Source organism: Polaromonas sp., from assembly GCF_039930745.1.
Taxonomy (GTDB): Bacteria; Pseudomonadota; Gammaproteobacteria; order Burkholderiales; family Burkholderiaceae_C; genus Polaromonas.
The window spans coordinates 51,001-75,648 of the sequence record NZ_JBDTTH010000004.1 but is presented as its reverse complement, the minus strand read 5'-3'; the positions used below and the strand labels follow the sequence as shown (position 1 = coordinate 75,648).

Genomic DNA, 24,648 nt, shown 5'->3' with positions numbered 1-24,648 from the left:
GGCTTGCTCAGCCGTCTGCTGGCAAAAAAAACCAGACCTTCGTCTGGTTTTTTTATTTCCTGGTCAAATCGAGCTGCAGCCCTTATCCAACGGGCGCTAGTAGCTATTGAAAGCGTAGCAACCGGAAAAACCTGGAAACCGGGTGACGCTCAGGCGATGTACTTCTTCTCGCGCAGCCATTCGGCCAGGCGTTCGGCAAACACCTTGTAGCCTTCGGTGTTGGCGTGAACCTGGTCTGAGCGCAGCTCGGGCCGCGACAGCACGTAGGACCAGCCACCCGCAAACAGCGGCACGCCGGTCTCTGCGGCAATTTCGGCGTAAAGGTCATGGTCTTTCAGCGAGCCGGTGGCCAGTGCCATCAGCACCGGCCGGGGCTGGGCGATCAGCACCGTCTGCGTGTTCGCGCTCGCCATCTGCACAATCTGTTTCAGTGCGCTCCGGGTGCCCTCCGGCGGCATGTTGCGCAGGAAATCATTGCCGCCAATCGACACCAGTACCAAGCCTGGTGCATTGCCCTGCAGCAGTCCGGGCAGCCGCGCCAGCGCGCCCGCCGTGGTGTCGCCGTTGATGCCTGCGTTCTGCACCACGTGGCCGGTGAGCTGCTCCAGCACCTGCGGGTAACTGGTTCCTGCTGCCGCGCCCAGGCCAAAGGTCAGCGAATCACCGAGGCAGAGCAGGGTGGCATCTTTGGCCAGGGTTTTGCCCGTGGGCTTGGTAGTTTTGGAGCAGGCCGTGGCCAGCAGTAGCGCAGAGCTCAGGCTACCAAGCACGAGGCGGCGGCGAAGCGGGTGGGGAAGAATGTCCATGGTGAGTCGGGCTGTGGATTACGGTGCAACTTTAAGGGATGGCGGCTCTGCACGGTTTGTATCAATTGCCGCCTGTCTCCGGGGCCTCTCCGCCGGTCGCTGTGGTACGCTGATTTTGCCGAGCCCCGCTGGGTGCGACGCTGTTTCCTCCGGTCCCATGCAGGGCCACTGCGACCCCATTTTTATGCTTGAAAAGGAGTGCCCGGCTGTGAAGCTGTCCTGGATGCCTTGGCGATCCCGTTGTTGTTTGATGGCCTGCTGCGGCCTGCTGGTTTTGCTGGCGGGTTGTGCGGCACCGCTCAAGCAGTACCCCTTGCAGGAGCAATTCGGTTCAACGGCCACCTATTCGCGGCTGTTTGACGCCCCTGCCGCCAAAACATGCGAGGCCGCACGCCGTGCCCTGCTGAGCCAGGGCTACATCATCAACCGGGCCGCGGCAGACCTGGTGGAAGGTCAGAAAAGTTTCCAGCCCGAACCCGAAGCCCATGTGCAAATGGCGATCCGGGTGGTGTGCGCACCGGAAAGTATTGACGGCCAGGTCAGCCTTGGTTTTGTCACCGCGCTGCAGGACAGCTACACCATCAAGAAGAGCAACAACTCCGCCAGCCTCGGCGTAGGCGCCATCGGCTCGGTCTCGCTGCCTTTCAGCTCGAGCAATGACGCGATGGTCAAGGTAGGCAGCCAGACCATCACCTCCGATGTTTTTTACGAACGCTTCTTTGACCTGGTGAAGCGCTACCTGCTGCAGGGCGATGTGCCGGACGCACCGTCCTGACTGAGCGCCGGTGCCGGCATTCACGGGCCGCCAGGCGGTGTGATCATGGCCAGCGGATCACCTTCGCACCAGGTGCCCGGTGCCAGTGTGTCCAGGTGGCAAGGGCCGATGGCTGCGCGGATCAGGCGCAAGGTGGGAAAGCCCACGGCCGCCGTCATGCGCCGCACCTGCCGGTTGCGCCCTTCGCGAATCACCAGTTCGAGCCATGCGGTGGGCCGAGTCTGGCGAACGCGAATCGGCGGCTCCCGTTCCCACAGGCCCGGTGGTGGCTCCATCAGCCGGGCCCGGGCCGGGCGTGTCAGGCCATCATTGAGCAGCACGCCCTGGCGCAGCGCCTGTAGGGCTGCCTCGCCCGGCACACCTTCCACCTGAGCCCAGTAGCTTTTCTCCATCTTGAAGCGCGGGTCGGCAATACGCGCCTGCAACGCCCCGTCATTGGTCAGCAGCAGCAGGCCTTCGCTGTCCGCATCAAGCCGGCCGGCCGCATAGAAGTCTGGCAGGGTGATGAAATCCCTGAGCCCGCGCCAGCGCCCTTCGGGAGTGAACTGGCTCAGCACGCCATAAGGCTTGTTAAAACAGATCAGGCGCGAGGAAGAGGGAGAGGGCAGGGGAATGTGGTTGGAGGGCAAGCAAGCCTTTGGTGGCGGGCGGATCTGTCGGCAATTCCGACTCCTGTGCCAGGTACGCAGCGAGCACGCCGGATGAAAATGAGTGGTGGAGAGGAGGAGGATCGAACTCCCGACCTCCGCATTGCGAACGCGGCGCTCTCCCAGCTGAGCTACCCCCCCACAGACGCACGATTCTAGTCAAATGTCCGAGGGTTTTCCAGCGGGTTTCCGAGGGGAGCCAGCCGGCGCCGAATGAATTTGCTGCCATTTCGCTGAAGCTGAATACGAAGCCGTGCAAAACACCGCGCTTTGCTGTCCCAAGCGCTAAACTGGCTTCGAGGGTTGCAGCGCCTGCTGGACCCTCTAGCGTCTGGTGAGGACATGTTCTCGCGGCACGAAGCGAGGCATGGAAAGTAATGAGCAATCTATGCAAGCTAGCTACCCGCAGGTTTCCTTGTCCGGGCCCGGCACGGTGCAGGCAAGCTCCTTGATGAGGCCTGGCGCATGAACGAGGCCTCACCGCTTCACCTGCTGGCAGATGCGCTGCCCCAGATCATCTGGACGGCACAAGCCGATGGCGCACGTATCTGGTTCAACCAGCGCTGGTTTGACTATTCGGGCTTGTCCATGGAAGACAGCCTGGGCCATGGCTGGCGCAGTGTCATCCACCCCGACGACAGCTTGCGCGCCTCCAGGGCCTGGGCGCAGGCCTGCGCCAGCGGCGAACCCTGTGAAACCGAATACCGACTGCGCCGGACCGACGGCATTTACCGATGGATGCTGGGCCGCGCCCTGCCGCAGCGGGACGCGGCGGGCCAGGTCACCCAATGGCTGGGCACCCTGACCGATATTGACGAGCTGAAACAGGCTGCGGAGCATCTGGAAAAAGATTTCGCCTTGACCCGCATTGCCAGCCGGATCGCGCACTTTGGTGGGTGGACGATTGAACTGCCCGAGCGCGTGCTGACCTGGTCCGACGAAAACTGCCTGATCCACGATATGCCGCCGGGCTACCAGCCGACGCTGGAGGAAGGCATTGACTACTTTTTCCCCGAGGACCGGCCCCTCGTGAGGCGTCTGGTGGACGCGTGCGCGCAGCACGGCACGCCTTACGAGTTTGTGCTTCCCAAGCTCACCGCCAAGGGCCGGCGCATCTGGGTGCGCTCCGTCGGCGAGGCGGTGCGCGACCCGGACGGAAAAATTGTCCGCCTCCGGGGCGCCTTTCAGGACATCACGGAGCAGAAAGAAGCCGAAGCGCGCACGCTGGCGCTGGAGACGCAGCTTCGAACCACGCTGGAAAGCATCACCGACGGTTTTTGCCTGATGGACAAAGACTGGCGATTTGTTTTTCTCAACAGCCAGGCCGAGCGCATGCTTCGGCGCGCCGAGGGAGAGCTGCTTGGCAAAAACCTGTGGCAGGAGTTTTCGGCGATTGTCGGCACTTATATCGAGCACGAGTACCGTGCCGCTGTGGCAGAGCAGCGCAGTACTCGCCTGGAGGCGTTCTACAGGCCGCTGAAGACCTGGTTTGTTTTTAATGTGTACCCGACCGAAGCCGGGACCGCGGTGTACTTTCAGGACATCACCCAGCGACGTGCAGAACAGGCCCAGTTGCGCTTGCTGGAAACCGCAGTCTCGCGCCTGAACGACATCGTCATTGTGGCCAAGGTCAGGCCCGGCAAGCCTGACCCCGAAATTGTTTTTGTGAACAACGCCTTTGTGCGCCTCACCGGCTACAGCCGGCAGGAAGCCATCGGAAAGTCCCCCAATTTCCTGTGGGGACCCAAGTCCGAAGGCGCCGAGGTGGAGCAGATTCGCACCGCCGTCAGAAGCTGGGCGCCGCTGCGCACCGAGGTGGTCAATTACACCAAGGACGGCAAGGAGCGCTGGGTGGAGATCGACATCACGCCGATTGCCAACGCCTCCGGCAAGTTCACCCACTGGGTGGCGGTAGAGCGTGACGTCACCGAACGCAAACAGCAGCAGCAGGAAATTCTCCGCCTCAACGCCGGGCTCGAAGAGCGCGTGCTGCTGCGCACCATCCAGCTGGCCACGGCGAACAAAGAGCTCGAGTCTTTTGCCTATTCCGTCTCCCACGACCTGCGCTCGCCTTTGAACACCATCCACGGCTTCAGCAAGTTGCTGGCGAAAATCGATGCAAAAAACATCAGCAACAAGGGCAAACATTACCTCGCCCGCATCGGTGCCGGCGTTGAGCAGATGGGCGAGTTGATCGAAGGCCTGCTGACCCTGGCCCACATGTCACGCGAGCAGCTGAAGTCAGAGCCTGTGGACCTGTCCGCCATGGCCCGCCTGATTGAGCAGGACCACCGCGAGCGCGAGCCGCAGCGTCAGGTGCAGGTGCAGGTGTTCATTCAGGACGGCATGGGCGCGCATGGCGATCCGCGCCTGCTGCAGGCCGTGCTGCAAAACCTGTTCGCCAATGCCTGGAAATTTACTTCCAAAAAACCGCTAGCACGCATTGAGATGGGGAGCGGGCTGGACGCTGACGGCGCACCCCTCTTTTTTGTCAGAGACAACGGTGCCGGGTTTGACATGGCCTTCACCCACAAGCTGTTCGGTACTTTCGAGCGCCTGCACTCGCCCGGCGATTTTGCTGGCACCGGCATTGGCCTGGCGACGGTGAAGCGCATCATCGAGCGGCACGGCGGCCGGGTCTGGGCTGAAAGCAGGGTCGACGAGGGGGCAAGCTTCTATTTCACCCTGAGCCGGCAGGCGGCGGGGGTTATTTGACGGCACAGCCTGGAGGCGCTGCGGAAGGTAGATACAAATTAATGCAATAATTTGGTTGCATGAATGCTCTGGCCCGTGAACAATAAATGCAACGAAGAGATTGCATATGACTTCATCAACCGACCGCATTGAAAAAAGTACTTTTATCAAGGCGCCGCCCTCACGGGTCTGGCGCGCGTTGACCAGCGCTGAAGAGTTTGGCAGCTGGTTCGGCGTGGCACTCCAGGGGAAAACCTTTGAAGCCGGCCAGCGCACACAGGGGCAAATCACCATCGCCGGGTTCGAACATGTCGTGTTCGACGTGCTGGTCGAGCGCCTGGAGCCGGAGACCTATTTCTCCTTCCGCTGGCACCCCTACGCCGTAGACCCGGCCATTGACTACGCCAAAGAGCCGCGGACACTGGTGGCGTTCGAGCTGAAGGAGGCCGATGGCGGCACGCTGCTGCGCACCGTGGAGTCAGGCTTTGACCAGATCCCCCCGTCGCGCCGCGCGGAGGCCTTCCGCATGAACAGCGGCGGCTGGGACGGACAGATGCAGAACATCCAGAAATATGTCACCGGCGCGTAATGCCGATTCGGCGCCGCTGCCGGGGCCTGCTTCGGTGTTTGCCGCGCTGGGCGACGAAACGCGGCTTCGCCTGGTGGCCGTGTTGTGCGTGGGAGGTGCGGTGTCGATTGCGCAGCTGACAGCCACCACGGAAGTGACCCGCCAGGCTGTCACCAGACATCTTCAGGTGCTGGCTGATGCCGGCCTGGTGCACGACGTCAAGGTGGGGCGTGAGCGGCTGTGGCAGTTTGACCAGCTGCAGCTGGACGAAGCACGCCGCTCGCTGGAGCTGATTTCCCAGCAATGGGATCAGGCGCTGAGCAGGCTCAAGCTGGCTGTGGAAGAAGGTTGAACCGGCCCCGCGGGCGCCGGCTCTTGCTGAAATTGCTGCTAATTTGATAGCTGGTTGCGCCCGCCCCATAAGGGCTGGAGCCGCTTTTTACTTACAAATCGCAGCTACCCAACCCCTTGCGCCGCGCTTGCCCCCTCCCCAGGCCTCTCCCGGAGGAGGAGGGAGCGAAGACGAGCCTCTTCTTTTTCCCTCTCCTTTGGGAGAGGGTCAGGGTGAGGGCCTCCCCGACTGCGTGCGATGGCCCAAGGAGGGCTGAGGAATTGCTGAAAATCCGGAATCAGGCCGCTGTGGCTGCGCGGCGCTGGCTGAAGGCCGAGCTGCGCTTGGCCTTGACGGTCGAAACGTCGTCGCCGGCAATCTTGCTGGCCAGGTCGGCGGTTTTCTGCTCGATCAGCGTGGCGACCTTGCTCAGGGCCAGTGCGCCGGGCGCTGTGGCTGCGGCCAGGTTGGTCAGTGTGTTGGCGCCGGTTTTTTCTTCAAACAGCGCGGCGTTGGCGGCAGCGCGTTCCACCCCGGTTTCCGCCAGCTTCACCAGCTGCGTCACCACTTGCTGGGCGCCGCTGGTCGTCAGGGTCAGGCCTTTGGTGTAGTAGGCGCTGAAGGCGGCCTGCGCTGCGCGCGCGTTTTTGGCGGTTTCCGCCGTCAGCTCCGAGCGTGACTCTTTCAGGGCGCTGTTCCAGCGCTGCTCCAGCAGCGTGACGACGCGCTCGCCGCCGGCGCGGTAGGCATCAATCATGTTCTTGGCAGTATTGCCGTAAGACTCGATCAGGTCGCTGGCAACGGTGGAGAGGTTTTTGGCGGTCATGGTGTTTCCTTGGTGTGGGAGTTCAGTGATGTGTCTGATCATCAGGGTTTCCACTAGTGTTTGCGACCTAAAGGGCTAGAGGGAGGCATCCAATTCGGTGGCCAACCTGCCGGGGTGGAAGTGCTATGGTTTCAGTAGCTGCTTGCGCCCGTGTCTATTGGGCCAGTGGCACTTTTTGCTTGCTATTTCCGGTAAATAAACAGCTCCACCGCGTCCCTGTTTTGCGGTAGCCCTCGCCCTTTTGTTGTTCTCAGGCCGCCAGGAACAGGGCCGGGTCCACCATCGCGCGGTTCAGCATCACGCCCCAGTGCAGGTGCGGGCCGGTCACCCGGCCGGTGGCGCCCACGGCGCCCAGGCGCTCGCCGGTTTTCAGCACATCGCCTGTTTGAGCGTTGATGGCGCTCAGGTGGCAGTACATGCTCAGCAGCCCGCCGCCGTGGTCCAGCCAAACCGTGTGGCCGTTGAAAAAATAGTCGCCTGTGTCAATCACCCGGCCCGGCAGCGGCGCGGCCACCGGCGTGCCCGTTCCAGCCGCGATGTCCATGCCGCTGTGCGGATTGCGTGCCTGCCCGTTGAACACGCGCCGCAGCCCGAAGGAACTGGAGCGCCGCCCCGGCACCGGCACCTGCATGCGCAGGCCTGAGGGCAGCGGCTGGGTAAAAGTCGCCATCACGCCTTGCTGATGCGCGCGCTCACGTTCATAACGCGCCTGGTCTTCAGGCGAAAGGTCTACGGTGCGCGGCTCTACGCGAAGCTTTTGCTCGCTGTAGCGCTTGGGCTCAATGCGATAGTTCACTTGCCGCTGTGCGCCACCGGCTTCCTGCACTGTGATAAACGTTTCAGCTGGCTCGGCAGCAAGCGCAATGCCCACCAGCGCAGTCCATTCCATGGTGTCACCCATGACAAGCAAGGGCACTTCATTCTGAAAGGCCAGTGGCCGCATAGCGGCGGGGCCAAGCGGCAGCCGCGCCACACCGCCGGGCACCTGCAACGCTTTCGGCCAGACGCCGGGTGGCGCTGGCGTGCCAGCCAGGCCAGCAGCGGGAAGGGCCAGCAGACCGAGGCCACCGAGCAGGGCTGAACGGCGGGTCAGGAAGTAAGCAGGGTGAATGGGGCCGGCAAAAAACATGCGCCTGATTATTCCCCGGCTTCCCAGGTGATCTTGCCGTCGCGCAGGTAATCGTTGAACTGGCTGATGGGAATGGCCGCCACCGCGGCCACGCCGTCACCCGCGTCCCAGCTCAGGGTGGCACTGTCAGGCTCCAGCCCGACTTCCACACGCCCTTGGGGGATTTCAATGGGCACACCGTCACCCGGTGTGAAAGTCACGTCACCGGTGATCGTGGCGAATTTGGGCATGGAAATCTCCTGGATGGTTTGAACGGCCTCCTGTGAGGCAGCAAAAACATATTACGCGCGCAGCCACGAGTTGTATGTCAGAGAAAGACGACTGCAAGCTCGGGTGTTCCTGGCGGCGCCCGCGGAGGCATGCCCAAAAGGCTCAGGAAAGTGCTGCGATCTGCTTTTGCAGGTCGGGCAGGTCGTGCTGCAGGGTTTGCCAGACGACGGCATGATCCACCTTGAAGTAGCCATGAGACAGTGCGTTGCGCATCTCATAGGCAAAGCCCCAGGGTACTGATGCGCGCAGCGAAACAAAGTCAGGGTGATTTTTGCTGATGTTGTTGCACGCCTCACCAATCACTTCAAGGTTGCGGATCATCGCATCCTGCGTTTTTCGGTCAAGCATGAAGTCGCTCATGGACATGTCCGCCGTGTAGTACTGAATGTTCCGGATCGCTTCGAGGATGTGCGGTGCGTCAAATAGTCGGCAATTCGAAGCGGATCGGTGCGGCTCATACGGGCATGGCTTCGCGAAGCACCTGCTCGCGAAAGCGGACTGGCAGGCCGTTGGGGATGAGTACGTCGACCTCCAGGCCCAGCAGCTTTTTGAGCTCGAATCGGATGGCGCCTATGTCCATCAGCGTGGTTTGTGCCGTGGGCTCAACCAGCAGATCCAGATCGCTGCCGGGGCCGTCGTCGCCGCGAAGCGCAGACCCGAAAACGCGGACGCCACTGACGCGATGGCGCAGCGCAATCTCGCGAATTTCGGCGCGGTGCAGGGACAGGGCTTCAGAGGGACGCATGCGGCAAGTTTAGATGGCTTAAGGGAATATGAACAGAATCAGGCTGCAGCCCCCGTGGAGCAAGCGCAATCAGCTATCAATGCAGTAGCAAACCGATAGCCCCTGATTTGGGTATATGTATGGCGGCCAGACGCGAACCGCCGCGTGCGTCAGTTGCAGCTTGCACCCGCCGCACGCGTGAAGGATGCACCTTGCGCCAGCGCCATGTTGCCTTGTGCGCCTGTGATGCGAAGCGCATCCTCACTGGCCTGCAGCAACAGCTCTCCGCTCTTGCCTGCGGGTGTGCGCAGCTCGGTGCCGCTGATGGTGCCGGCCAGTTCACGCGTGCGGTCGCGCCAGGCCAGCGTGCCTTCAAACGTCTGGTACTTCTGCGTGAGCTTGATGCTTGCACCGCGCAGTAGCCCGCCCGCACACCACAAGCCTTCCACCCGCGCAGGCACCGTCCACAAATGGACCTTGCTCGACTTCTCGCGGCCCACCACCTTGTTTGGCACTGGAACCACCGTTGTACGGTCAGGCGCCCAGTCGCCCATGTCCCAGTCGTGCGAGACGATGCGCGTGCCTGGTTTGAGTGCCAGAAGGGAGGGGCGCAACAGCAGGTTGACCTCTTGCAGCAAATACATGGTGACCACCGTGGCCTGCGCCAGGTCAGTCTTGAAAAGGTCTTGCACCAGAAACTCTGTCTTGTCCGCCACGCCCGCCTTGCGCACGTTGATCTTGCTTTTCGCCACCAGCGTCGGGTCAATCTCCACACCCAGGCCGGTGGCTTCAAACCGCTTGGCCGCAAGAATCACGATGCGCCCGTCGCCCGAGCCCAGGTCAATCACATGGTCGCCACGCTTGACGCCGGCGCTGCTCAGCATCTCTAGCGTGACGTTGTCGGGGGATGTGATGAAGGGGACTTCTTCGGTGGGTTGGGCGTGGGCTGCGGTGGTGGCAACAAACAGGGTGCTGGCAAGTAGCGAGAGTTGGAATGGCAGGGTCATGGGATAGGCCTGTTCGTCATTGACGCATTCCTCGGTTAGCCCTTAAGCCCTTTACTCGCCCGCGCTACTATCTCCTCGGTTCCCAAATCCTTCGCACACCATCCCGCCACAATGCGCGAGGAATTTGCCAGGCCATGCATGTCCGGCCCGCTGCCTTCACCTTGCAGTAACTGAACCGGAACCTGCGCTTTTTTCAGTGCGTCGGCCATCACGGTTTGTGAAGGCCAGAGCACGTTTTTGTCATCTGGATTGCCCAGCACAAACACACGCAGCGTAGGATTGGTTTTTTCCTTGACGATAAATTTCCACGGCTCGTAAGAATCGATGTAGTTGGTGGTGTCTTTGGTGCGCCCCATCATTTCCCAGCGGATGCGGGGCGAGGAGGGCGCTGACGTGGGGATGGCGCACACGATGTCGGAGCGCTCGGTGATCAAGGAGGAAGTGACGTGGCCGCCACCGCTTTGCCCGGTGACTACCCATTCTTCAATGCCGTGGCGCTTCTTGAGTTCATCGAGCGCGGTTGAAATGATTATCGACTCGTCAATGCGTCTGCGCTGCATATGGTCCCCGGACGAGCCGTGGGTGCCGGGGCGGCCCATGAAGATATAAGGCATGCCCAGTTTCTTTGCCCATTCGTCGGCGTTTTTCTGCAGCTGGGCATTGGTCATGCCGAGGTAGTTTTTGCTGGTCTTACCCACGCCTACAAAGACGTCGCCGTGAAAGAACACGATGGCGCGTTTGACGGGGTTGTCGCCAAAGCCGGCCTTCCAGTACTTGAGGCATTCAGCGCCCGAGCTTGTCGTGGCGGACCAGACGGTGTTGGCCGCCGCGGCGCATTGCGCCTGGGTGGCTTTGACGCCGCGCAGGATGGCAGATTCTGAAAAGTCACCGGGCTCGCTGAAATCAACGCGGCCAAACTGCGCCTGGTTGGTGGCCGGCATGAGCAGGGCTACCGCCAACCCCCACATTCCCAGAATTTTGTTGAAACCATTGGGGCGAAAGAACTGGTGCATGTGTTGAGATAAGGTGGTGCTGCTTGCTAAACGAGTCTTTCATACCCATGACCCGATTGAATACGGTTTTACCCGCAGCTTCAATGTTTTGAGGGTCTCAAGCAAAAATACGTCACCAAAGCCTGGCGCCTGTTTTGAATACCAGGCAACGGCGTCATTAAGTTCGGCCTGTGCTGGCTCCAGCAGGTGAATGTTCATCCTGCTTTGCTCGTTACCTGATACTTGGCAAGTACCTCGGACAGCGTGACGGCGCGAATCTCGCCACGCCGATATGCAGCAAGCCTGTCATCGGTCTCTGTTGCCCAGAGTCCATCCAGTGACGGATCCGGTACGTCCAGGCTGTCGAGAATTTTCTCGACCAGCGCAAGACGCTCATCGGGAGGAAGTTGTACCGCTTGTGCGCCCAGGGTTTCAGTAGTTGACATGGCAGGCTCCAGACGATCTTGGCGATCAGAACGTTACTATATTTCAGCTTGTACAGACTTCATTTCACCCAGCTGTCTTTCATCCCCGTAATCCGATTGAACACCGGCTTATCCGCCTTGTGATTTATTAGATCAGTGACAAAGTACCCATGCCGCTCAAACTGAAAGCGCATCCCCGCCGGCACATCGGCCAGTGACGGCTCTACAAACGCCGTCACCGTCTTCAGGCTGTCAGCGTTCAACTCCTCCAGAAAATCCTTGTCGCCCGTGCCGGGGTGTTCTGCAGTGAACAGGCGGTCGTACAAGCGCACTTCGGCTTCCACTGCATTGCTCACGCCCACCCAGGTGATGACACCCTTGACCTTGATGGCGTCGGAACCGGGGGTGCCGCTTTTGGTGTCGGGGATCAGCTTGGCGTGTACTTCGGTGATCTTGCCTGCCGCGTCTTTCACCGCGCCCGCGCATTCGATCACGTGGCCGTATTTCAGGCGGACCTTGCTGGCGGCAATGGCCTGGCCGCTGCTGTTGGTGTGTGCGGGGAAGAGGCGGAAGAAACCTTTGGGCGGCACTTCTTCGTAGTCGGTGCGTTCAATCCACACTTCCTTGCCGATCTTGAAATGGCGCTTGCCCATGTCTTCATGGTGGGGGTGCACGGGGGCGGAGCAATCGTCAAGTTTGTCTGCGCCCATGACCTCGTCCCAGTTGGTGAGCACCAGCTTGACGGGGTCGAGCACGGCCATGGCGCGGGGGACGATGGGGTCCAGCGTGTCGCGCAGAGCGCCTTCCAGCGTGCTGTAGTCAATCCAGCTGTCGCTTTTGGTCACGCCGATGCGCTCGGCAAAAAGCTGAATGGCCTCGGGTGTGTAGCCGCGGCGGCGCAGGCCGACGATGGTTGGCATGCGGGGGTCGTCCCATCCGGAAACCTTGTGGTCGTACACCAGCTGGGCCAGCTTGCGTTTGCTGGTCATGACATAGGTGAGGTTCAGCCGGGCAAATTCGTACTGGCGCGGGTGCGGCGTGGCAATCAGGCCGCCTTCGGCCAGCCTGTCGAGCAGCCAGTCGTAAAACGGGCGCTGGTCTTCAAACTCCAGCGTGCAGAAGCTGTGGGTGATCTGCTCGAGCGCGTCTTCAATCGGGTGTGCGAAGGTGTACATCGGGTAGATGCACCATTTGTCGCCGGTGTTGTGGTGGTGGGCGCGGCGTATGCGGTAGATGGCCGGGTCGCGCATGTTGATGTTGGGCGAAGCCATGTCAATCTTCGTGCGCAGCACCATGGCGCCGTCGGCGTGCCGGTGGTCGCGCATTTCGCGAAACCGCGCCAGGTTTTCGGCCGGGGTTCGGTTGCGGAACGGACTGTTGACGCCGGGTTTGACGAAGTCGCCGCGGTTGTGGCGCATCTCGTCGGCGGTCTGCTCGTCCACATAGGCGTGGCCGGTTTCAATCAGGTACTCGGCGGCGCGGTACATGAAGTCGAAGTAGTCGCTGGCCTGGTACAGGTTGACTTCCTGCTCGAGAGGACCACCGTTGTGCCAGTCAAAGCCCAGCCACTGCACGGCGTCCTTGATGGAATCGACGTATTCGGTGTCTTCCTTTTCGGGGTTGGTGTCGTCAAAGCGCAGGTGGCACACGCCGCCATAGTCGCGCGCCAGGCCGAAATTCAGGCAAATGCTCTTGGCGTGGCCGACGTGCAGATAGCCGTTGGGCTCAGGCGGAAAGCGCAGGCGAACCTTGGCGGGGTCGGGCTGGCCGGCGGCGTGGTGGGCGCCGTCGCCGGGGCTGCCGCCCCATTGCCGCCCTGAATATGTGCCTTTGGCCAGGTCATGCTCGATGATCTGGCGTAAAAAATTGCTGGTTTTGGGGGTTTCTTTGTCTGCAGGGGAGGTCATGCGCCGATTCTAGGTGTTCGCCGCTTCCTAGGCCGGTGCAGAGGTTACGTTTGGGTACGCTCTTCACCATGCGTGCGGTAGGCCGTTTGTATGCCTCGGCGTTTAATACCTACATGGGCACTTTCCGCCCGGTTCAAGGAGAAAGCAATGCTTAAGTCAACCGTTCAGGCCGCTTCACCCAGGCGGACCATTCTGATGGCAGGGGCCACGGCGGCGCTCGCCCTGGCCGCCTTGGGATTTGGCGGTGCCGCCCAGGCGCGCAGCGATGTGCAATTTTCAGTAGGCGTGGCGCTGCCAGGCGCACAGATCGGCGTGAGCAACGCTTACCCGGTGTATTCGCAGCCCGTGTATCACCCGCAACCGGTGTATGTGCAGCCCCAGCCGGTTTACTACCCGCCGCGGCCTGTTTATTACCAGCCGGCGCCGGTGTATTACCAGCCGCAACCTGTGTATTACCAGCGCCCACCGGTTTACATTGCGCCGCCGGTGTACTACCGCGGCCATGGCTACCGCCACGGCCACCGGGGCCACGGTCATGGCGGGCACGATCGTTGAGAAGATCAATTCTCGTAGCGCTTCCCAAAAAAGCCCGTAGGCTTCAAGCCTGCGGGCTTTTTGCTGGGCAATGCGGGCTGCGCTTCATGAGCCCTTGGCGCGCCAAAAAATATAGTCAGCCTCATAAGGCACGGTCATGCGCATGCCCAGCTGCGGGGCGCTGCAAGTGGGGCTGGGTATCCAGCCGCCAACGGTTCGCAGGCGCTGCACGTAAGTGATGTCGTGCAGCGCGCCTGGCGTTTCGGAGGGTTCGGCGCGGTAGCGTTGCAGCGGCAGGTTGTGGCTGCCGTTGGGTACTTCAATAAATTCGCGTGCAATGACGCTGGAGCCGTCCTGGTGTGTCCAGTTGGCGCGAGCGCCCGGCTTGTGCGTGATGCGTTTGCCGTAGGTGTCGGTCAGTTCCAGACCGGGGTTGCGCAGCAGCCACTCGTACTCATACGGTGCGCGCCTGACGGCCTGGCATTCATACTGCAGCCGGCCATTGCCGCTGGCTTCCAACACGGCCTGGTGGCCCGCCGGCACACGAACGGCGGCGGGCAGGTCTTGCTGCGTGTTGTAGGGCTGGAGTGGCCGGGAACTGCAGGCGCCCAGCAACGCGGCGCTGCTGCTGGCCACAAGCAGGCTGTACAGCAGTCGGGCCGAAAAGAAGAGACGTGGACTTTTTGTTTTCAAGGCGGCTCCAGGGGTAAGCGCGTCACATTGACTGGTGCCGTTGTGCAGGGCTGTCGGTGCAGGTAGCGTGCGAATCGTAACTTGCGTTGCTGCTTTTGGTGACATTTTTCACTGCTTCCAGCAGCACGGAACGTCAACACAGCAGACACCAAATAATCTGCACAGTGGAATTTTCGCAATGAATGCCCCCGCTGGGGCAGCTCTCTCAGCGCCCCCGGTTGGGCACGCCGAAAACCAAAGTGTCACTTAGCCAAGGGAAACGCACGAAATGTCATAACTACTGCTGAGTGCTTTGGGTTTGCTGCTGCCCTGGGAGGTACTGGTGCAATTTTTGGGCGCCCTGCTGAAGCCGGCCGGTTTGGCCTGCAGCGCATAGCTGACTTGTTGCAAGCCTGCGACGGGCGCTGTGGTGGCGGCCAGCGTCTCGCGCGCTCCAGGCTGCGCTCCCCCCAAAGGAGATTCTTCCGTCAGCACCCACAGATGGCTACCGTCGCTACGGGCCACGCGCTCATAAAGCACGCTGTCATCACTCGAATGCGGGGGATGGGAGCCCGCGGCGGGGCCGATGGCGACAGGCGGGTACAACCCGGGGTCCAGAGCAGGGCCGGAAAAGGCACCGATCATGGCCGCCGTGCCGGTGACCACCAGCAGGGCCAAGCCAAGGCCCAGGCTAATCACGCGAAATGTGTGGCGCATTTTTTTCATGGCAGGTCACTCCTTTCGGCAGGCTGGGTAGCATTCAGTAAACCGCAAAGACGGGGCCGGGCTTGTAGGAAGCCGCCGTTTGCCGCTGTACGGCGGTGGTGTTGGCAAAAGGCGGTTCATGACGGCGGGCCTCGCTGTGGTTTTGTCAGTTCCAAGTTGATCTGCGCGAGGTGTAACCGTCTGTAGGACGCCGCGCTTGCGCCGTGCGAGCAAAAAACCTGTTTCCGTGCATGCATCAAAAAAAAGCCGGTCCCGGGTGGCGCAAAAAGGTCTGTCTCCAATGCGGTGACGGGAAGCGGGTGCTTACATGGCCTTGTGGAGGGTTAGTTTTGAACCGTCCATGGCACAGGAGGCAGGCGGACTCACACCGGGACGGCACGGCATGAAAAAAATCAAGCCGTGCACGGTGATGCGCGCAGCTTTTCGAGAGGCGCAGCCCGGGGTAGGTGGGGCAGTTCTACTGCCCGAAGCGCGGGCCGATTTTCAGGAAATCGAATTCCAGCGCGGTGTTGGTTCGGCTCAGCGCTGCATTGCGGTACGGAAACCGGCCCAGGCGGGCAATGATGTCGCGGTGCTGGATGGCGAAGTCGAGCGAGCTGCGCACGCCGCTGCGCAAAGCCTCCGGCACCGCTTCTGCCAGCGCGGTGAAGCGCCTGACCGATTCTTCCTGAAGAGGCAGGTTTTCGGCGTGCATGAGCGGCATGTACAGGAAGACGCGGCCCATCCACGGCAGCTGCTCATCGAACCCGCGCGCCAGTGCGTCGGTTACCAGTTGCTGGGCGCGGGCGTCGCCGGCAAAGGCTTTGGCCTTGCCGCGAAAGATGTTGCGCGAAAACTGGTCGAGCACAATGACCAGCGCCAGCCGGCTTTGCGGCTCGGCTTCCCAGTCGGTCAGGCCGCCGGCCTGGGCGAGCGCCACCAGCCTGCCGAACTTGCTGCGAATTTCTTCGTCGAGTTCAGGCCCGCCGGAAAACCAGCGTTTGCTCATGTCCCCGCTGAACCAGAAGTCGAGAACCTGTTGCGGTGTGAAGGACTCGTTCGACGGGGATGCGCCGGGCTGGCGTGAAGGCTGTGTCATGGCTGCGTGATGATACCTGCGCCTTTGGCTGAGCCAAGGTTGCCGCGACTATGATGGCCGGGACCCAGAGGCCCCAAGATCAACAACGGGCAAAACAAGGAGGAGGATTCCCATGTCTTTCAGTCGAATCCCGGCAGCCGTCAGTGCTGCGCTGGTCCTGCTGGCCCTGGCGGCCTGCACCACCGCGCCCACCCACTCGAATCTGGCCGCTGCGCAAGGCAGCGGAGAGCTTGCGCCGTTGGTGCCGGTTCGCCGCTTTGTTGCCAATATTGATTTCGCCGCGGGCTTTGTGTTGTCGCCAGACGGGCAGCGCCTGATGTGGCGGCAAACAGTCGCAACGGATGGGGGGCTGGCTGTGCGCCAGCTTGCCGAGGGCAGCCCCGTGACGACGTATGCCGTCGGCAACCAGGGGCGCGGCGGCGGTACCCTCACCTGGATGGCCGACAGCCGGCATGTGCTTTACAGCAAGGACCTGACAGGTGATGAAAACACCCAGCTGTTCGTACAGGACGCGCAGTCCAGCGTGCTGGCGCCATGGGACGTCACGCCATGGCGGGGCGTGCGCTCGGTGTATCTGGGGCGCTCGGGTTTCAGTGGCGCCAAATTTTTCTTTGCCAGCAATCGGCGCGACAAATCGACGCTTGACCTGTACGAAGGCGATGCGCAGACCCGCAGTTTTAGAGAGATGGCACGCAGTGACGGCACGGTAACGAGCTGGATTCTGGGCCTCAACCGCGAACTGGTCGGCCGGGCCCGCCAGCTTGGCCGCGCCGATGGCTCGGACGTGGCCATTGAGCTGTTGCGGCCCGACGGCAGCTGGCGCACGCTCAAGACAGTGGGCGGGTTTGACAGCTACTGGATGTATCGCGTCGACACTGCGGCTGGCAAAGCCTGGGTGACATCCAACATCGGCCGCGACAAAAGTGCGCTGCTGGAAGTAGACCTGGCCAGTGGTCAGGAGCGGGTAGTTGCAGCCCACGACCAGGTGGACTTGAGCACGGCATTTTTTGGCACCACGGGCGGGCCGATGGCCTATGTGTTCGAACCCGACATGCCGCGCATCAGCTACCTGGATGCGGCAATGGAACGCGACGTGCAGGCCGCCGTGCAAAAGGCACTGGCCGCCGGGCTGTTGCCGGCCGAGCCGGTGATCACGCGCCCCCAGGGCTTTAGCGAAGACCAGCAACTTGTGGTGCTGCGCAGCGTGGGGCACTTTGATTCAGCCGAGTTGCTGCTGGACCGCCGCACCGGCCAGGTGAAGCGGCTGAATCCACTACAGCGCGAAGCGGCCTCGGTGCTGGCGAAGGAGGAGCCGTTTTCGTTCAAGGCCTCAGATGGGCGAGTCATCCACGGCTATCTGATTCGCCCGCGGGGTGTGAAGGGCCCGGTGCCCATGGTGGTGTCCATCCACGGCGGCCCCTGGGTGCGCGAGAGCTGGAGCCCCGCGGTGTTTGATTCGCCACAGCTGCTGGCCAACCGCGGTTACGCGGTGATGACGCTGAACTACCGCGGCTCGGCAGGTTACGGGCGTGAGCACATGTGGGCCGGTGAGCGCGAATATTTTGGCCGCCTGCAAAAAGACATTGCCGAAGGCGTGCAGTGGGCGATTGACCAGAAGGTGGCTGACCCGAAACGCCTGGCGGTGATGGGCGCCAGTTTTGGCGGGTTTTCGGTACTGGCGCAGCTGATCCAGAAACCGCATGACTACGCCTGCGGCGTGGATGTGGTGGGTGTCGCCAACTGGCCGCGTCTGGCGGACAGCTGGCCTGCGTTCTGGCGCAGCCGTCACATGTTTGCCCGTTTCTACGGCGACGTGAACAAGCCCGAAGACCGCGCGCAGATGCTGGCGAACTCGCCGATCACGCACCTGGACAAGATCACCGCGCCACTGCTGGTGGTGCATGGCGGCAACGATATTCGCGTGTTGCGCCAGGATTCGGACGATGTTCTAGCCGGGCTGAAAAAGCTGGGTCGCCCGGTGGAGTACCTGCTTTTTACCGACGAGGGGCACAGCATTTCGAAGTGGCGCAACCGCTTGGCCATGTGGCGCACCATCGAGGACAAACTGGCTGGCTGCCTGGGCGGACGCAGTGCGGGCTTTGACTATTACCAGTTGATGCCGCGGTAGACGCTGCGCGCGCTTTCCGCCTGGCGCTAGAGGGCGCGGAACAGCGAGCTGTAGAGCCGGCTGACCGCCAGTTTTTCCGGGCGGCCGCGCAGGCTTAGGCTAAGCTTGCCTGCTTCGTCCCGGCTCACCGCGTCAATGGCACCGGCCTGTACCACGGTGCCGCGATGAATCTGCCAGAAGCTTTGCGCATCCAGCTGGGGCAACAGTTCCTTCAAGGGGGTGCGAATCAGGTACTCATGGTCGGCGGTGAGCACCCGCACGTATTTGTCGGCCGCTTCAAAGTAAACCACGTCGCTCACCGGCACCATGCGAATGCTGGTGCCCACGCTGATCTGCAGCACTTTCAGGGGGCCGCTTTCCGGCGCTGGCGCGCGGGTGGCGGCCAGCAGTTGACGCAACTGGTCCAGGGTCTGGTCTGATGTGTGGCTTGCATCTGCTATTGAATTAATAGCTGCTTGCGCCCGTACTGAAAGGGCTAGCTGCACTTTTGACACTGTTTTTTGCAGGCGCGCGGCTTGCACGGGCTTGAGCAGGTAGTCCACGGCCTGCGCTTCAAAAGCCTGCACGGCGTACTGGTCGTAGGCGGTCACAAACACCAGCGCGGGAAAGGGCTCGTCTTGCGGCCATTCGTCAGCCAGCTCGGCCGCGGCTTCCAGCCCGCTCTGGCCGGGCATGCGGATGTCGAAAAACAGCACCTCGGGCAGCAACTGCAGCGCCTGCGTCACCGCGGAGGCACCATCACCGACAGTGGCCAGCACACGCAGCGCGGGCCAGGCGCGCGCCAGCTCGGCCTGCAGGGCCTGGGCCAGCAGGGGCTCGTCCTCGGCGATCAGTGCTGTGGCCGGGTGGCTGCTCATGATTTATAAGGAAATCTGGCCGTAGCCCTTGTTCCACCTGAACCATTAGCTACCAATTCGATAGCGGTTGACGTGCCATAGGTACTGGCAAGCCGCTCGCGCACCTGGGCCACACCGAAACCGGGGCGGTCTTCGTCAGTGCCGGCCAGGCCGACGCCGGTGTCCAGCACTTCCAGCACCAGCGCATCACCCTCGTGCCGTGCGCTGACGGTGATGCGCCCGCCTTCGACCTTGGGCTCCAGCCCGTGCTTGATGCTGTTTTCAACCAGCGGCTGCAGCAGCAGGGTGGGCACGGGGTGCTGTGCCAGCTCGGGCGGAAGCTCCAGCGTGTAGCGCAGGCGCGGGCCCATGCGGATGGCCATCAATTCGAAGTAATCGCGCAGGCGGTCGAACTCGGCCTGCAGCGTGTGGGTGGCGCTCAGTGAGGCGCCCAGGGTGGCGCGCAGGTAGGCAATCATGTGGTCCAGCATGACCTGCGCACGCTGCGGGTCGGTGGCAATCAACACGCGCAGGTTGGCCAGTGTGTTGAACAGCATGTGCGGTTCCAGCTGCGTCTCCAGCAGCTTCAGGCGCGCCTCGCTCGCGTGATTGGTGGCCTCGGTCATCTTGCGCTGGAGGTAGGCGCTCTTGCTGCGGCTGTAGAAGTAGTAGCTGCCGGCGATGCCGGCCAGCCCGCTGATGAGGATGGACAAGCGCAGCTGCCCTTCCCTTTCCGGCGCCGGCCCAGCCGGGTAGAACTGGAAGAACACGCACAACTTGTCGGCGATGAGGAAGCCCAGGAAGTAGCCGCCTGCGATGCCACCCAGCACCAGGCCCAGGCCGGCGATGCCCTGCGGCCAGCCCGTTTCCGCGCTGGAAGGGAAAAGGTCGCGGCCCAAGTCGATGATGGCCCAGGTGAAAGTGCCGATCAAGATCGAGTAGACGACCGGCGGGCCGTAGGGCTTTTCGGGCTGGAAGGCGTACAGGATGGTCGCGATAACCAAGCTGAAGGCCCAGACCTGCAGCATGCGCTGCAGCTTGGAATGCCAGTCGGTCTTCACGGCCGGGGCTTCACTGGCCGCCGTGCTCGCGCTTGAGGCGCTCGCGTTCCTGCGCGACCATGCGCTCGCGCAGGCCGCTGCCCTTGCCCAGCACGAACACCGAGACGCCGTGCAGCGCCAAGCCCAGGCCCCAACCCATTGTGGCGTAGGGGTTCCAGGGCCGCGAGCGCAGCCCGAAGTATGCCGTCGCGAAAAGGAAGAAGTTGACCAGCACGTAAACCGCGGCGTGGAAATACCAGCCCAGCTTGGCGCTCGCACGCCTGTGCGCCAGGCGTTCTATCTGTTCGGAGTTCAGTGGAGTGTTCATAGGGGAAGGTGATGAAGCATTCTATTGACGTTTTCACAGTTCATGGGGGCGGCGTTTTCCGGTGAGGCCGCTCAGGTGCAGCAGGCATGGATGACCGCGTCAAAAGCGGCGCTGTCCAGGGTGAGGCCCATGTGGTTGACACCGGGAACCAGCGTCACCGGCACCGTTTTGCCTGCGGCGCTAAATACTTCAGCAAAGCGTTCGGCGTGGAAAAGTTCGTCGTCGCGGCCGGCGACGATGTGCAGCGCACCGCGGGCGGCGCGGATGTCGCCCACGTAGTCGTTGTGCGGTCCGAAGCTGTTAGCGAGGTTGTATGAGTACGAGGGGGTGAGCATGGGGCGTGCTGCGTCGTTCAGCGCAAAATTGAGTACGGGCAGGTGGTTCCAGGTGGTTACACCGGCGAGGTTGATCAGGTGCAGCCCCAGGAGCCGCGGCAAGCCCATTGTTGCCCATCCGCCGTCGTTGGGCCGGGCTGTGGGTGCGTCGTGGCGCAGGTAGGGCGACAGCAGCACGTAGCGGTCAAACAAAGATTGCCTGGCGCTGCCTGCGAAGCGCAGCACAAAGCCGCCGCCGCGCGAGTGGCCCACCAGGGTGCTGGGCCCCGCATGGGGAACCGCGCGCATGAAGTCTTCCACATCGTCTTCCAGCTGGCCCACGTAAGCGGCCTGGCCGCGGGGACCCGAGTCGCCGTGGCCGCGCATGTCGAGCGCGGCCACTTCAAAGCCGGCACTTGCCAGGGCGCGCGCCAGCACATGCATGCTGTGCGCCCGCGCCGACGAGCCGTGGACCAGCACCACACGGCGCGCGTTCTGCACAGGGCCGGCGGCCGGGTAGTGCAGCCAGGCCAGTGCGGTGCCGTCACGCGCGGTAAAGCTGCGCGGGGAAGGCACGCCTGAAAAATCGGCTTTGGCAAACGGGTCGTTGACGCTGGCCAAGGGCGCAATCGGCGCTGGCCCGCCGAAAGCGATGGCGGCAGCCAGCGCGGCCATCAGGAGCGCCAGTGCGGCAAACACGACGATGCCGAGGATGCGGGGAATGAGGCTTGAAGTTTTCATGGTGTGGGCAGCAGGTGTTGGCGGAAAAAAGCGGTGATTTTGCGGTCTACCTCGGGCAGCATGCTGCGGTCAAAACCGGGCGGGTCGCCCAACAATTCGGCTTCGATCGTGCCAGGCTTGAATGGGGGCAACGGAGACAGCATGGCGCCGTGGCCCGCGTTGGGCAGGTCGGCAATGATGGTGCATGACGCGCACACGGCGCGCACGGCATCGATGTGAAAACGCGGCGCTTGGTTGATGTCCTGGTGCGCCACGATCAGCCCCAGCGGAATGCGTGGTGCGGCCAGCGAGGCCATGTCGAAGTCGGCGGCAAAAGGAACGCTGGCCACAGCGGCCTGGATGCGTGGGTCCTTGTGGCTGTACCAGTTGGTGTCGTCAAAACGCTGGCGAATCACGCCCAATGCCACGGTTTTCTTGAGCCCGTCCAGGATGTTGCCGCGCAGGCGGGTGATAAAGCCCACGCATGAAGAAAAGTCGTCGGCAATGTGGGCATCGCAGTGCCGGCGAAACGCCGCCGGTGACCAGCGCCCGCCGGCCAGTGTCAGCGCGGTATGGCCGCCTGCGGATCCGCCGTACACGCCGGTTTTGTCCAGCGCCAGCAGCGTTGCGAACTGCGGGCTTTGTGCCACCGCATCGATGGCGCGCGATACTTCGGCCGGGCGCAGCTTCCAGCTGACGGGGCCGGGATCGGTGAACTGCCCGGTGTGGTCGCCCCGGTGTTGGGGGAAGGCCACCACGAAACCGGCTTGAACCAGCGTGCGCGCCAGGTCTGCATGCACCCAGGGGTTGCCGCCCGAGCCGTGCGAGATGACGACCAGGCGACCGTTGCCCCGTACCGGCGCGCCTTGCCAGGCGAGCTGCAAGGCGAAGGGGCCTCGCTGCAGCGCCTTGTCTTCATCGCTGGAAGGGTAAAAAACGCTGACCGGCCCGTCGCCTTCCTGACCGGGAAGTTCGGTAAGACCGATGCCCGCCTGGGCATTTGCGAAGGCGAAGAGGAGTACGCAGGTGAGCAGGTGTTTTTTCATGGCGGTTCTTTCTTTTACCAAGGGTCGCGCTGCAAGGCCAGGCCTATGCCCCAGCCGAAGGCCGCGAATACCGCCCAGTGGCGCTCGCGCGCTTGCGGCCAGCCGGGTTTGGCGCTGGAGGGGAAAAACTCGCGGCCGAGGTCAATCACAGCCCAGGTGATGCTGGCGATGAGCAGCGAGTACACCAGCGGCGGGCCGTAGGGCCGCTCCGGCATGAAGGCGTACTGGATGGTGGCGATGGCCAGGGCAAATGCCAGAACCTGCAGCATGTGCCGCAGCTTGGCGATCCAGTCGATTTTCATCGGGGTGGACCACCGCCGCGCTCGCGCTGCAGGCGTTCACGTTCTTTTTGCACCATGCGTTCGCGCAAGCTCCCGTCAGTACCCAATACAAAGACCGAAATGCCGTGCAGCGCCAGGCCCAGGCCCCAGCCCATTGTGGCGTAGGGGGTCCAGGGCCGCGAGCGCAGTCCGAAGTACGCCGTCGCGAAGAGGAAGAAGTTGACCAGCACCTAGACCGCGGCGTGGACATACCAGCCGAGCTTGGCGCCCGCGCGCTTGTGCGCGAGGCGTTCGATCTCTTCGGGGGACAACGGCTGGCTCATGAAGTTATTCTAGGAGAGCGCCTGCACGAACTGCCCGTGCAGCCCCAACGGCAACCCGTACGGCAAGTGAATCCGCGCCAGCGGTCCGGCTGCGACGTTGCCGGCGTCGAACACCGACAGCGCCGTGCGTTCCTTGGCCCAGTCGTACGCGGTTCCGAGTATCCAGCCGTCGTCTGGACGGGCTGATGCGGAGCGCGGAACGAACAGGTGTTCTTCCGCGATCCAGTTGCCCCCGTAGACGTGGCGCTGAATGCGGCCCTCGCGCAGCTTAAGCACGGTGTCGAAGCCCCGCACGGCCGGCGGCATCGCTGCGCTGCGCTGCATCAGCACGCTCATTGCGGTCTTTTCGCCGGTGCGGCGGGTGTCGAAGCGCGGAAATTCGACGTTGTCCATGCCGTCGACTTTCTGCTGGCTGGCGCGGCCGCTCGCAAGATCGAGCTGCACTTCCACCAAGGCGGTGGGCCCGGCCGAGGCTTCACGCGTGTCCTGCAATATGCGCAGGCTGCGCAGCGTCTGCGCCAGGTTGGGATGGCGGACGTAGGACAGGCGGATCGTGCCGCCGTCCTCCCAGGCATTGCCCAGGTGGAACACGCCGCCGTTGGGCAGCTCGAAGCGGCGCGTCGAGAAGTCCGACTTGTCTACGACGAGCGCGATCATGGGGGCCTGGGCGTTCCAGTCGAAGCGGTCGGCAAAGCTGGTACCGGCTTTTGGTTCGCGGTCGTATTGCAGCGGCATCAGCAGGAACACCAGGTGGCGCGTGGTGACGGCGAAGTCGTGCACCATGTCTGCCTGCGGCGCGGCCAGCAGCGACTGGCGCCGCAGTTGCCCATCGGGCGTGATCTCGTATACGACGAGCTTGCCCGAGCCGGCCATGTAGCCGAAGCTCCACACGGTGCCATCGGGCGAGATGCGCGGGTGCGCGGAAAAGGGTGCGCCGGCCGTCTCGGGAGACCAGGTCTTGAAGCCGCCCGCGGCCAGCGTCTGCGGGTCGATCTGCAGCGCGGAGCCGCCTTCCCACAGCGCGTAGAGTTCGCGCCCGCCCTTCATCGCCAGCAGGTTGATGTTGGCGGTGTTGAGCGAATCGGGCGTGCGCGCGTCGTGCGCGTCGGGAAAGTTGGTGCCGAAAGCGGGGTACAGGAAGCGGCCCGCGGCTTCTTCCTCGACCAGCTTGGGCGTGCGCAGCAGCACGCCGCGATGCCGGGCCCGCCCGTCCGCCAGCGCGAAGGCCTGCACCATGCCGTCGCCATCGAACCAGTGGCGGTATTCGGTGGTGCCCAGCCGCATGCGTGCCGGGCCGTTGCGGTACAACGTGCCGCGCAGCTCCGTTGGCAGCCGGCCTTCGATGGGCAGGCTTTGCGCCTGGAGTTCGCCGGAGAAACGCGCGTTGAACGGACCGTCGTAAGGGGCGTACGAGCTGGCCATGGCGCCTTGCGGCGTGGCGGCGCGGGTCAACAGCGACAGCGGCAAGCCGGCGGCGGCGATGCCTTGCAGCAAGGCGCGGCGTGAGAGTTGTTGTGTCAT

29 protein-coding genes and 1 tRNA gene are annotated in these 24,648 nt (G+C 62.8%); 6 read left to right on the top strand and 24 right to left on the bottom strand.

Annotated elements, in window-relative coordinates; translation table 11 throughout:
* Nucleotides 1–149: 149 nt before the first annotated feature.
* Nucleotides 150–806, bottom strand: a complete 657-nt coding sequence (locus ABI660_RS02870) for a GDSL-type esterase/lipase family protein (protein ID WP_348064746.1) — start codon at nt 804–806, stop codon at nt 150–152.
* Between the two features lie 223 nt (nt 807–1,029).
* On the opposite strand from ABI660_RS02870, the gene ABI660_RS02865 reads away from it, so the two are divergent.
* Nucleotides 1,030–1,581 (top strand): DUF2242 domain-containing protein, encoded by a 552-nt coding sequence (locus ABI660_RS02865; protein WP_348064744.1) that lies wholly within the window; start codon nt 1,030–1,032, stop codon nt 1,579–1,581.
* Nucleotides 1,582–1,601: 20 nt separating this feature from the next.
* Here the strand turns inward: ABI660_RS02865 and ABI660_RS02860 are convergent, their stop codons facing one another.
* Together ABI660_RS02860 and ABI660_RS02855 are read right to left on the bottom strand one after the other, a co-directional pair.
* A complete protein-coding gene (locus ABI660_RS02860) occupies nt 1,602–2,210 on the bottom strand; it encodes a pseudouridine synthase (protein ID WP_348064742.1) in 609 nt (202 codons plus the stop codon).
* A gap of 83 nt (nt 2,211–2,293) precedes the next feature.
* Nucleotides 2,294–2,369: transfer RNA gene (locus ABI660_RS02855), tRNA-Ala, on the bottom strand.
* 324 nt (nt 2,370–2,693) lie between these two features.
* Between ABI660_RS02855 and ABI660_RS02850 the strand changes: the two genes are divergently transcribed.
* The 3 genes from ABI660_RS02850 to ABI660_RS02840 all read left to right on the top strand — a co-directional run bounded on the left by ABI660_RS02850 (nt 2,694) and on the right by ABI660_RS02840 (nt 5,842).
* Entirely contained in the window at nt 2,694–4,943 is a 2,250-nt protein-coding gene (locus ABI660_RS02850) for a PAS domain S-box protein (RefSeq protein WP_348064740.1), read from the top strand.
* Between the two features lie 106 nt (nt 4,944–5,049).
* The gene (locus ABI660_RS02845) at nt 5,050–5,511 is read left to right on the top strand and encodes an SRPBCC family protein (RefSeq protein ID WP_348064738.1); all 462 of its coding nucleotides are present in this window, start codon (nt 5,050–5,052) and stop codon (nt 5,509–5,511) included.
* Nucleotides 5,495–5,842 (top strand): metalloregulator ArsR/SmtB family transcription factor, encoded by a 348-nt coding sequence (locus tag ABI660_RS02840; RefSeq protein ID WP_348064736.1) that lies wholly within the window; start codon nt 5,495–5,497, stop codon nt 5,840–5,842. The genes ABI660_RS02845 and ABI660_RS02840 overlap by 17 nt, the downstream gene beginning before the upstream one ends.
* Before the next feature lie 277 nt (nt 5,843–6,119).
* Here the strand turns inward: ABI660_RS02840 and ABI660_RS02835 are convergent, their stop codons facing one another.
* The 10 genes from ABI660_RS02835 to ABI660_RS02790 all read right to left on the bottom strand — a co-directional run bounded on the left by ABI660_RS02835 (nt 6,120) and on the right by ABI660_RS02790 (nt 13,101).
* A complete protein-coding gene (locus tag ABI660_RS02835; RefSeq protein ID WP_348064735.1) occupies nt 6,120–6,647 on the bottom strand; it encodes a hypothetical protein in 528 nt (175 codons plus the stop codon).
* 250 nt (nt 6,648–6,897) lie between these two features.
* Nucleotides 6,898–7,776, bottom strand: coding sequence for a peptidoglycan DD-metalloendopeptidase family protein (locus ABI660_RS02830; RefSeq protein ID WP_348064733.1), 879 nt, complete (start codon nt 7,774–7,776; stop codon nt 6,898–6,900).
* An 8-nt stretch (nt 7,777–7,784) separates the two neighbouring features.
* The gene (locus ABI660_RS02825) at nt 7,785–8,006 is read right to left on the bottom strand and encodes a hypothetical protein (RefSeq protein ID WP_348064731.1); all 222 of its coding nucleotides are present in this window, start codon (nt 8,004–8,006) and stop codon (nt 7,785–7,787) included.
* A 142-nt stretch (nt 8,007–8,148) separates the two neighbouring features.
* Nucleotides 8,149–8,394, bottom strand: a complete 246-nt coding sequence (locus ABI660_RS02820) for a HepT-like ribonuclease domain-containing protein (protein WP_348064729.1) — start codon at nt 8,392–8,394, stop codon at nt 8,149–8,151.
* A gap of 106 nt (nt 8,395–8,500) precedes the next feature.
* Nucleotides 8,501–8,791, bottom strand: coding sequence for a nucleotidyltransferase family protein (locus tag ABI660_RS02815; RefSeq protein WP_348064727.1), 291 nt, complete (start codon nt 8,789–8,791; stop codon nt 8,501–8,503).
* A gap of 149 nt (nt 8,792–8,940) precedes the next feature.
* The gene (locus ABI660_RS02810; RefSeq protein ID WP_348064725.1) at nt 8,941–9,777 is read right to left on the bottom strand and encodes a methyltransferase domain-containing protein; all 837 of its coding nucleotides are present in this window, start codon (nt 9,775–9,777) and stop codon (nt 8,941–8,943) included.
* 35 nt (nt 9,778–9,812) lie between these two features.
* Nucleotides 9,813–10,790 carry a hypothetical protein gene (locus ABI660_RS02805; RefSeq protein ID WP_348064723.1) on the bottom strand — a complete coding sequence of 326 codons (978 nt, stop codon included), beginning with the start codon at nt 10,788–10,790 and terminating at the stop codon, nt 9,813–9,815.
* Nucleotides 10,791–10,829: 39 nt separating this feature from the next.
* A complete protein-coding gene (locus ABI660_RS02800; protein ID WP_348064721.1) occupies nt 10,830–10,988 on the bottom strand; it encodes a hypothetical protein in 159 nt (52 codons plus the stop codon).
* Nucleotides 10,985–11,215, bottom strand: a complete 231-nt coding sequence (locus ABI660_RS02795; RefSeq protein ID WP_348064719.1) for an addiction module protein — start codon at nt 11,213–11,215, stop codon at nt 10,985–10,987. Before ABI660_RS02795 ends, ABI660_RS02800 begins: the two co-directional genes overlap by 4 nt.
* Before the next feature lie 59 nt (nt 11,216–11,274).
* A complete protein-coding gene (locus ABI660_RS02790) occupies nt 11,275–13,101 on the bottom strand; it encodes a glutamine--tRNA ligase/YqeY domain fusion protein (RefSeq protein ID WP_348064717.1) in 1,827 nt (608 codons plus the stop codon).
* A 147-nt stretch (nt 13,102–13,248) separates the two neighbouring features.
* Between ABI660_RS02790 and ABI660_RS02785 the strand changes: the two genes are divergently transcribed.
* A complete protein-coding gene (locus ABI660_RS02785; RefSeq protein WP_348064715.1) occupies nt 13,249–13,656 on the top strand; it encodes a hypothetical protein in 408 nt (135 codons plus the stop codon).
* 84 nt (nt 13,657–13,740) lie between these two features.
* Here ABI660_RS02785 and ABI660_RS02780 read toward each other — a convergent pair whose 3' ends face one another.
* The 3 genes from ABI660_RS02780 to ABI660_RS02770 form a co-directional block, all read right to left on the bottom strand.
* A complete protein-coding gene (locus ABI660_RS02780; protein ID WP_348064713.1) occupies nt 13,741–14,328 on the bottom strand; it encodes a DUF3455 domain-containing protein in 588 nt (195 codons plus the stop codon).
* Between the two features lie 246 nt (nt 14,329–14,574).
* Entirely contained in the window at nt 14,575–15,033 is a 459-nt protein-coding gene (locus ABI660_RS02775; protein WP_348064711.1) for a hypothetical protein, read from the bottom strand.
* A 457-nt stretch (nt 15,034–15,490) separates the two neighbouring features.
* On the bottom strand, nt 15,491–16,111 hold the full coding sequence (locus tag ABI660_RS02770; RefSeq protein ID WP_348064709.1) for a DUF924 family protein: 621 nt from the start codon (nt 16,109–16,111) through the stop codon (nt 15,491–15,493).
* 112 nt (nt 16,112–16,223) lie between these two features.
* On the opposite strand from ABI660_RS02770, the gene ABI660_RS02765 reads away from it, so the two are divergent.
* A complete protein-coding gene (locus tag ABI660_RS02765) occupies nt 16,224–18,239 on the top strand; it encodes a prolyl oligopeptidase family serine peptidase (protein WP_348064707.1) in 2,016 nt (671 codons plus the stop codon).
* Nucleotides 18,240–18,265: 26 nt separating this feature from the next.
* On the opposite strand, the gene ABI660_RS02760 is transcribed toward ABI660_RS02765, so the two are convergent.
* The 8 genes from ABI660_RS02760 to ABI660_RS02725 form a co-directional block, all read right to left on the bottom strand.
* Complete coding sequence (locus ABI660_RS02760) at nt 18,266–19,096, bottom strand: LytTR family DNA-binding domain-containing protein (protein ID WP_348064705.1); 831 nt, start codon at nt 19,094–19,096, stop codon at nt 18,266–18,268.
* Nucleotides 19,093–20,136 (bottom strand): histidine kinase, encoded by a 1,044-nt coding sequence (locus ABI660_RS02755; protein ID WP_348064703.1) that lies wholly within the window; start codon nt 20,134–20,136, stop codon nt 19,093–19,095. Before ABI660_RS02755 ends, ABI660_RS02760 begins: the two co-directional genes overlap by 4 nt.
* A 10-nt stretch (nt 20,137–20,146) precedes the next feature.
* Nucleotides 20,147–20,443, bottom strand: a complete 297-nt coding sequence (locus ABI660_RS02750) for a 2TM domain-containing protein (protein ID WP_348064701.1) — start codon at nt 20,441–20,443, stop codon at nt 20,147–20,149.
* A 71-nt stretch (nt 20,444–20,514) separates the two neighbouring features.
* Nucleotides 20,515–21,498, bottom strand: coding sequence for an alpha/beta fold hydrolase (locus ABI660_RS02745; RefSeq protein WP_348064699.1), 984 nt, complete (start codon nt 21,496–21,498; stop codon nt 20,515–20,517).
* Nucleotides 21,495–22,523 (bottom strand): dienelactone hydrolase, encoded by a 1,029-nt coding sequence (locus ABI660_RS02740; RefSeq protein ID WP_348064698.1) that lies wholly within the window; start codon nt 22,521–22,523, stop codon nt 21,495–21,497. Before ABI660_RS02740 ends, ABI660_RS02745 begins: the two co-directional genes overlap by 4 nt.
* A gap of 14 nt (nt 22,524–22,537) precedes the next feature.
* Nucleotides 22,538–22,825: a hypothetical protein gene (locus ABI660_RS02735; RefSeq protein WP_348064696.1), complete on the bottom strand. Its 288-nt coding sequence runs from the start codon at nt 22,823–22,825 to the stop codon at nt 22,538–22,540.
* Nucleotides 22,822–23,034, bottom strand: a complete 213-nt coding sequence (locus tag ABI660_RS02730) for a 2TM domain-containing protein (RefSeq protein WP_348064694.1) — start codon at nt 23,032–23,034, stop codon at nt 22,822–22,824. The genes ABI660_RS02735 and ABI660_RS02730 overlap by 4 nt, the downstream gene beginning before the upstream one ends.
* 102 nt (nt 23,035–23,136) lie before the next feature.
* Nucleotides 23,137–24,648: a carotenoid oxygenase family protein gene (locus tag ABI660_RS02725; RefSeq protein WP_348064692.1), complete on the bottom strand. Its 1,512-nt coding sequence runs from the start codon at nt 24,646–24,648 to the stop codon at nt 23,137–23,139.

Bases quoted from the DNA above. Each gene is read 5' to 3' on its own strand.
- ABI660_RS02850 (WP_348064740.1), top strand. From the start codon at position 2,694: ATGAACGAGGCCTCACCGCTTCACCTGCTGGCAGATGCGCTGCCCCAG.
- ABI660_RS02840 (WP_348064736.1), top strand. From the start codon at position 5,495: ATGTCACCGGCGCGTAATGCCGATTCGGCGCCGCTGCCGGGGCCTGCT.
- ABI660_RS02775 (WP_348064711.1), bottom strand. From the start codon at position 15,033: ATGAAAAAAATGCGCCACACATTTCGCGTGATTAGCCTGGGCCTTGGC.
- ABI660_RS02760 (WP_348064705.1), bottom strand. From the start codon at position 19,096: ATGAGCAGCCACCCGGCCACAGCACTGATCGCCGAGGACGAGCCCCTG.
- ABI660_RS02745 (WP_348064699.1), bottom strand. From the start codon at position 21,498: ATGAAAACTTCAAGCCTCATTCCCCGCATCCTCGGCATCGTCGTGTTT.
- ABI660_RS02735 (WP_348064696.1), bottom strand. From the start codon at position 22,825: ATGAAAATCGACTGGATCGCCAAGCTGCGGCACATGCTGCAGGTTCTG.
- ABI660_RS02805 (WP_348064723.1), bottom strand. From the start codon at position 10,790: ATGCACCAGTTCTTTCGCCCCAATGGTTTCAACAAAATTCTGGGAATG.
- ABI660_RS02750 (WP_348064701.1), bottom strand. From the start codon at position 20,443: ATGAACACTCCACTGAACTCCGAACAGATAGAACGCCTGGCGCACAGG.
- ABI660_RS02740 (WP_348064698.1), bottom strand. From the start codon at position 22,523: ATGAAAAAACACCTGCTCACCTGCGTACTCCTCTTCGCCTTCGCAAAT.
- ABI660_RS02810 (WP_348064725.1), bottom strand. From the start codon at position 9,777: ATGACCCTGCCATTCCAACTCTCGCTACTTGCCAGCACCCTGTTTGTT.
- ABI660_RS02870 (WP_348064746.1), bottom strand. From the start codon at position 806: ATGGACATTCTTCCCCACCCGCTTCGCCGCCGCCTCGTGCTTGGTAGC.
- ABI660_RS02825 (WP_348064731.1), bottom strand. From the start codon at position 8,006: ATGCCCAAATTCGCCACGATCACCGGTGACGTGACTTTCACACCGGGT.
- ABI660_RS02830 (WP_348064733.1), bottom strand. From the start codon at position 7,776: ATGTTTTTTGCCGGCCCCATTCACCCTGCTTACTTCCTGACCCGCCGT.
- ABI660_RS02725 (WP_348064692.1), bottom strand. From the start codon at position 24,648: ATGACACAACAACTCTCACGCCGCGCCTTGCTGCAAGGCATCGCCGCC.
- ABI660_RS02770 (WP_348064709.1), bottom strand. From the start codon at position 16,111: ATGACACAGCCTTCACGCCAGCCCGGCGCATCCCCGTCGAACGAGTCC.
- ABI660_RS02815 (WP_348064727.1), bottom strand. From the start codon at position 8,791: ATGCGTCCCTCTGAAGCCCTGTCCCTGCACCGCGCCGAAATTCGCGAG.
- ABI660_RS02790 (WP_348064717.1), bottom strand. From the start codon at position 13,101: ATGACCTCCCCTGCAGACAAAGAAACCCCCAAAACCAGCAATTTTTTA.
- ABI660_RS02800 (WP_348064721.1), bottom strand. From the start codon at position 10,988: ATGAACATTCACCTGCTGGAGCCAGCACAGGCCGAACTTAATGACGCC.
- ABI660_RS02835 (WP_348064735.1), bottom strand. From the start codon at position 6,647: ATGACCGCCAAAAACCTCTCCACCGTTGCCAGCGACCTGATCGAGTCT.
- ABI660_RS02785 (WP_348064715.1), top strand. From the start codon at position 13,249: ATGCTTAAGTCAACCGTTCAGGCCGCTTCACCCAGGCGGACCATTCTG.
- ABI660_RS02865 (WP_348064744.1), top strand. From the start codon at position 1,030: ATGCCTTGGCGATCCCGTTGTTGTTTGATGGCCTGCTGCGGCCTGCTG.
- ABI660_RS02765 (WP_348064707.1), top strand. From the start codon at position 16,224: ATGTCTTTCAGTCGAATCCCGGCAGCCGTCAGTGCTGCGCTGGTCCTG.
- ABI660_RS02820 (WP_348064729.1), bottom strand. From the start codon at position 8,394: ATGCTTGACCGAAAAACGCAGGATGCGATGATCCGCAACCTTGAAGTG.
- ABI660_RS02795 (WP_348064719.1), bottom strand. From the start codon at position 11,215: ATGTCAACTACTGAAACCCTGGGCGCACAAGCGGTACAACTTCCTCCC.
- ABI660_RS02845 (WP_348064738.1), top strand. From the start codon at position 5,050: ATGACTTCATCAACCGACCGCATTGAAAAAAGTACTTTTATCAAGGCG.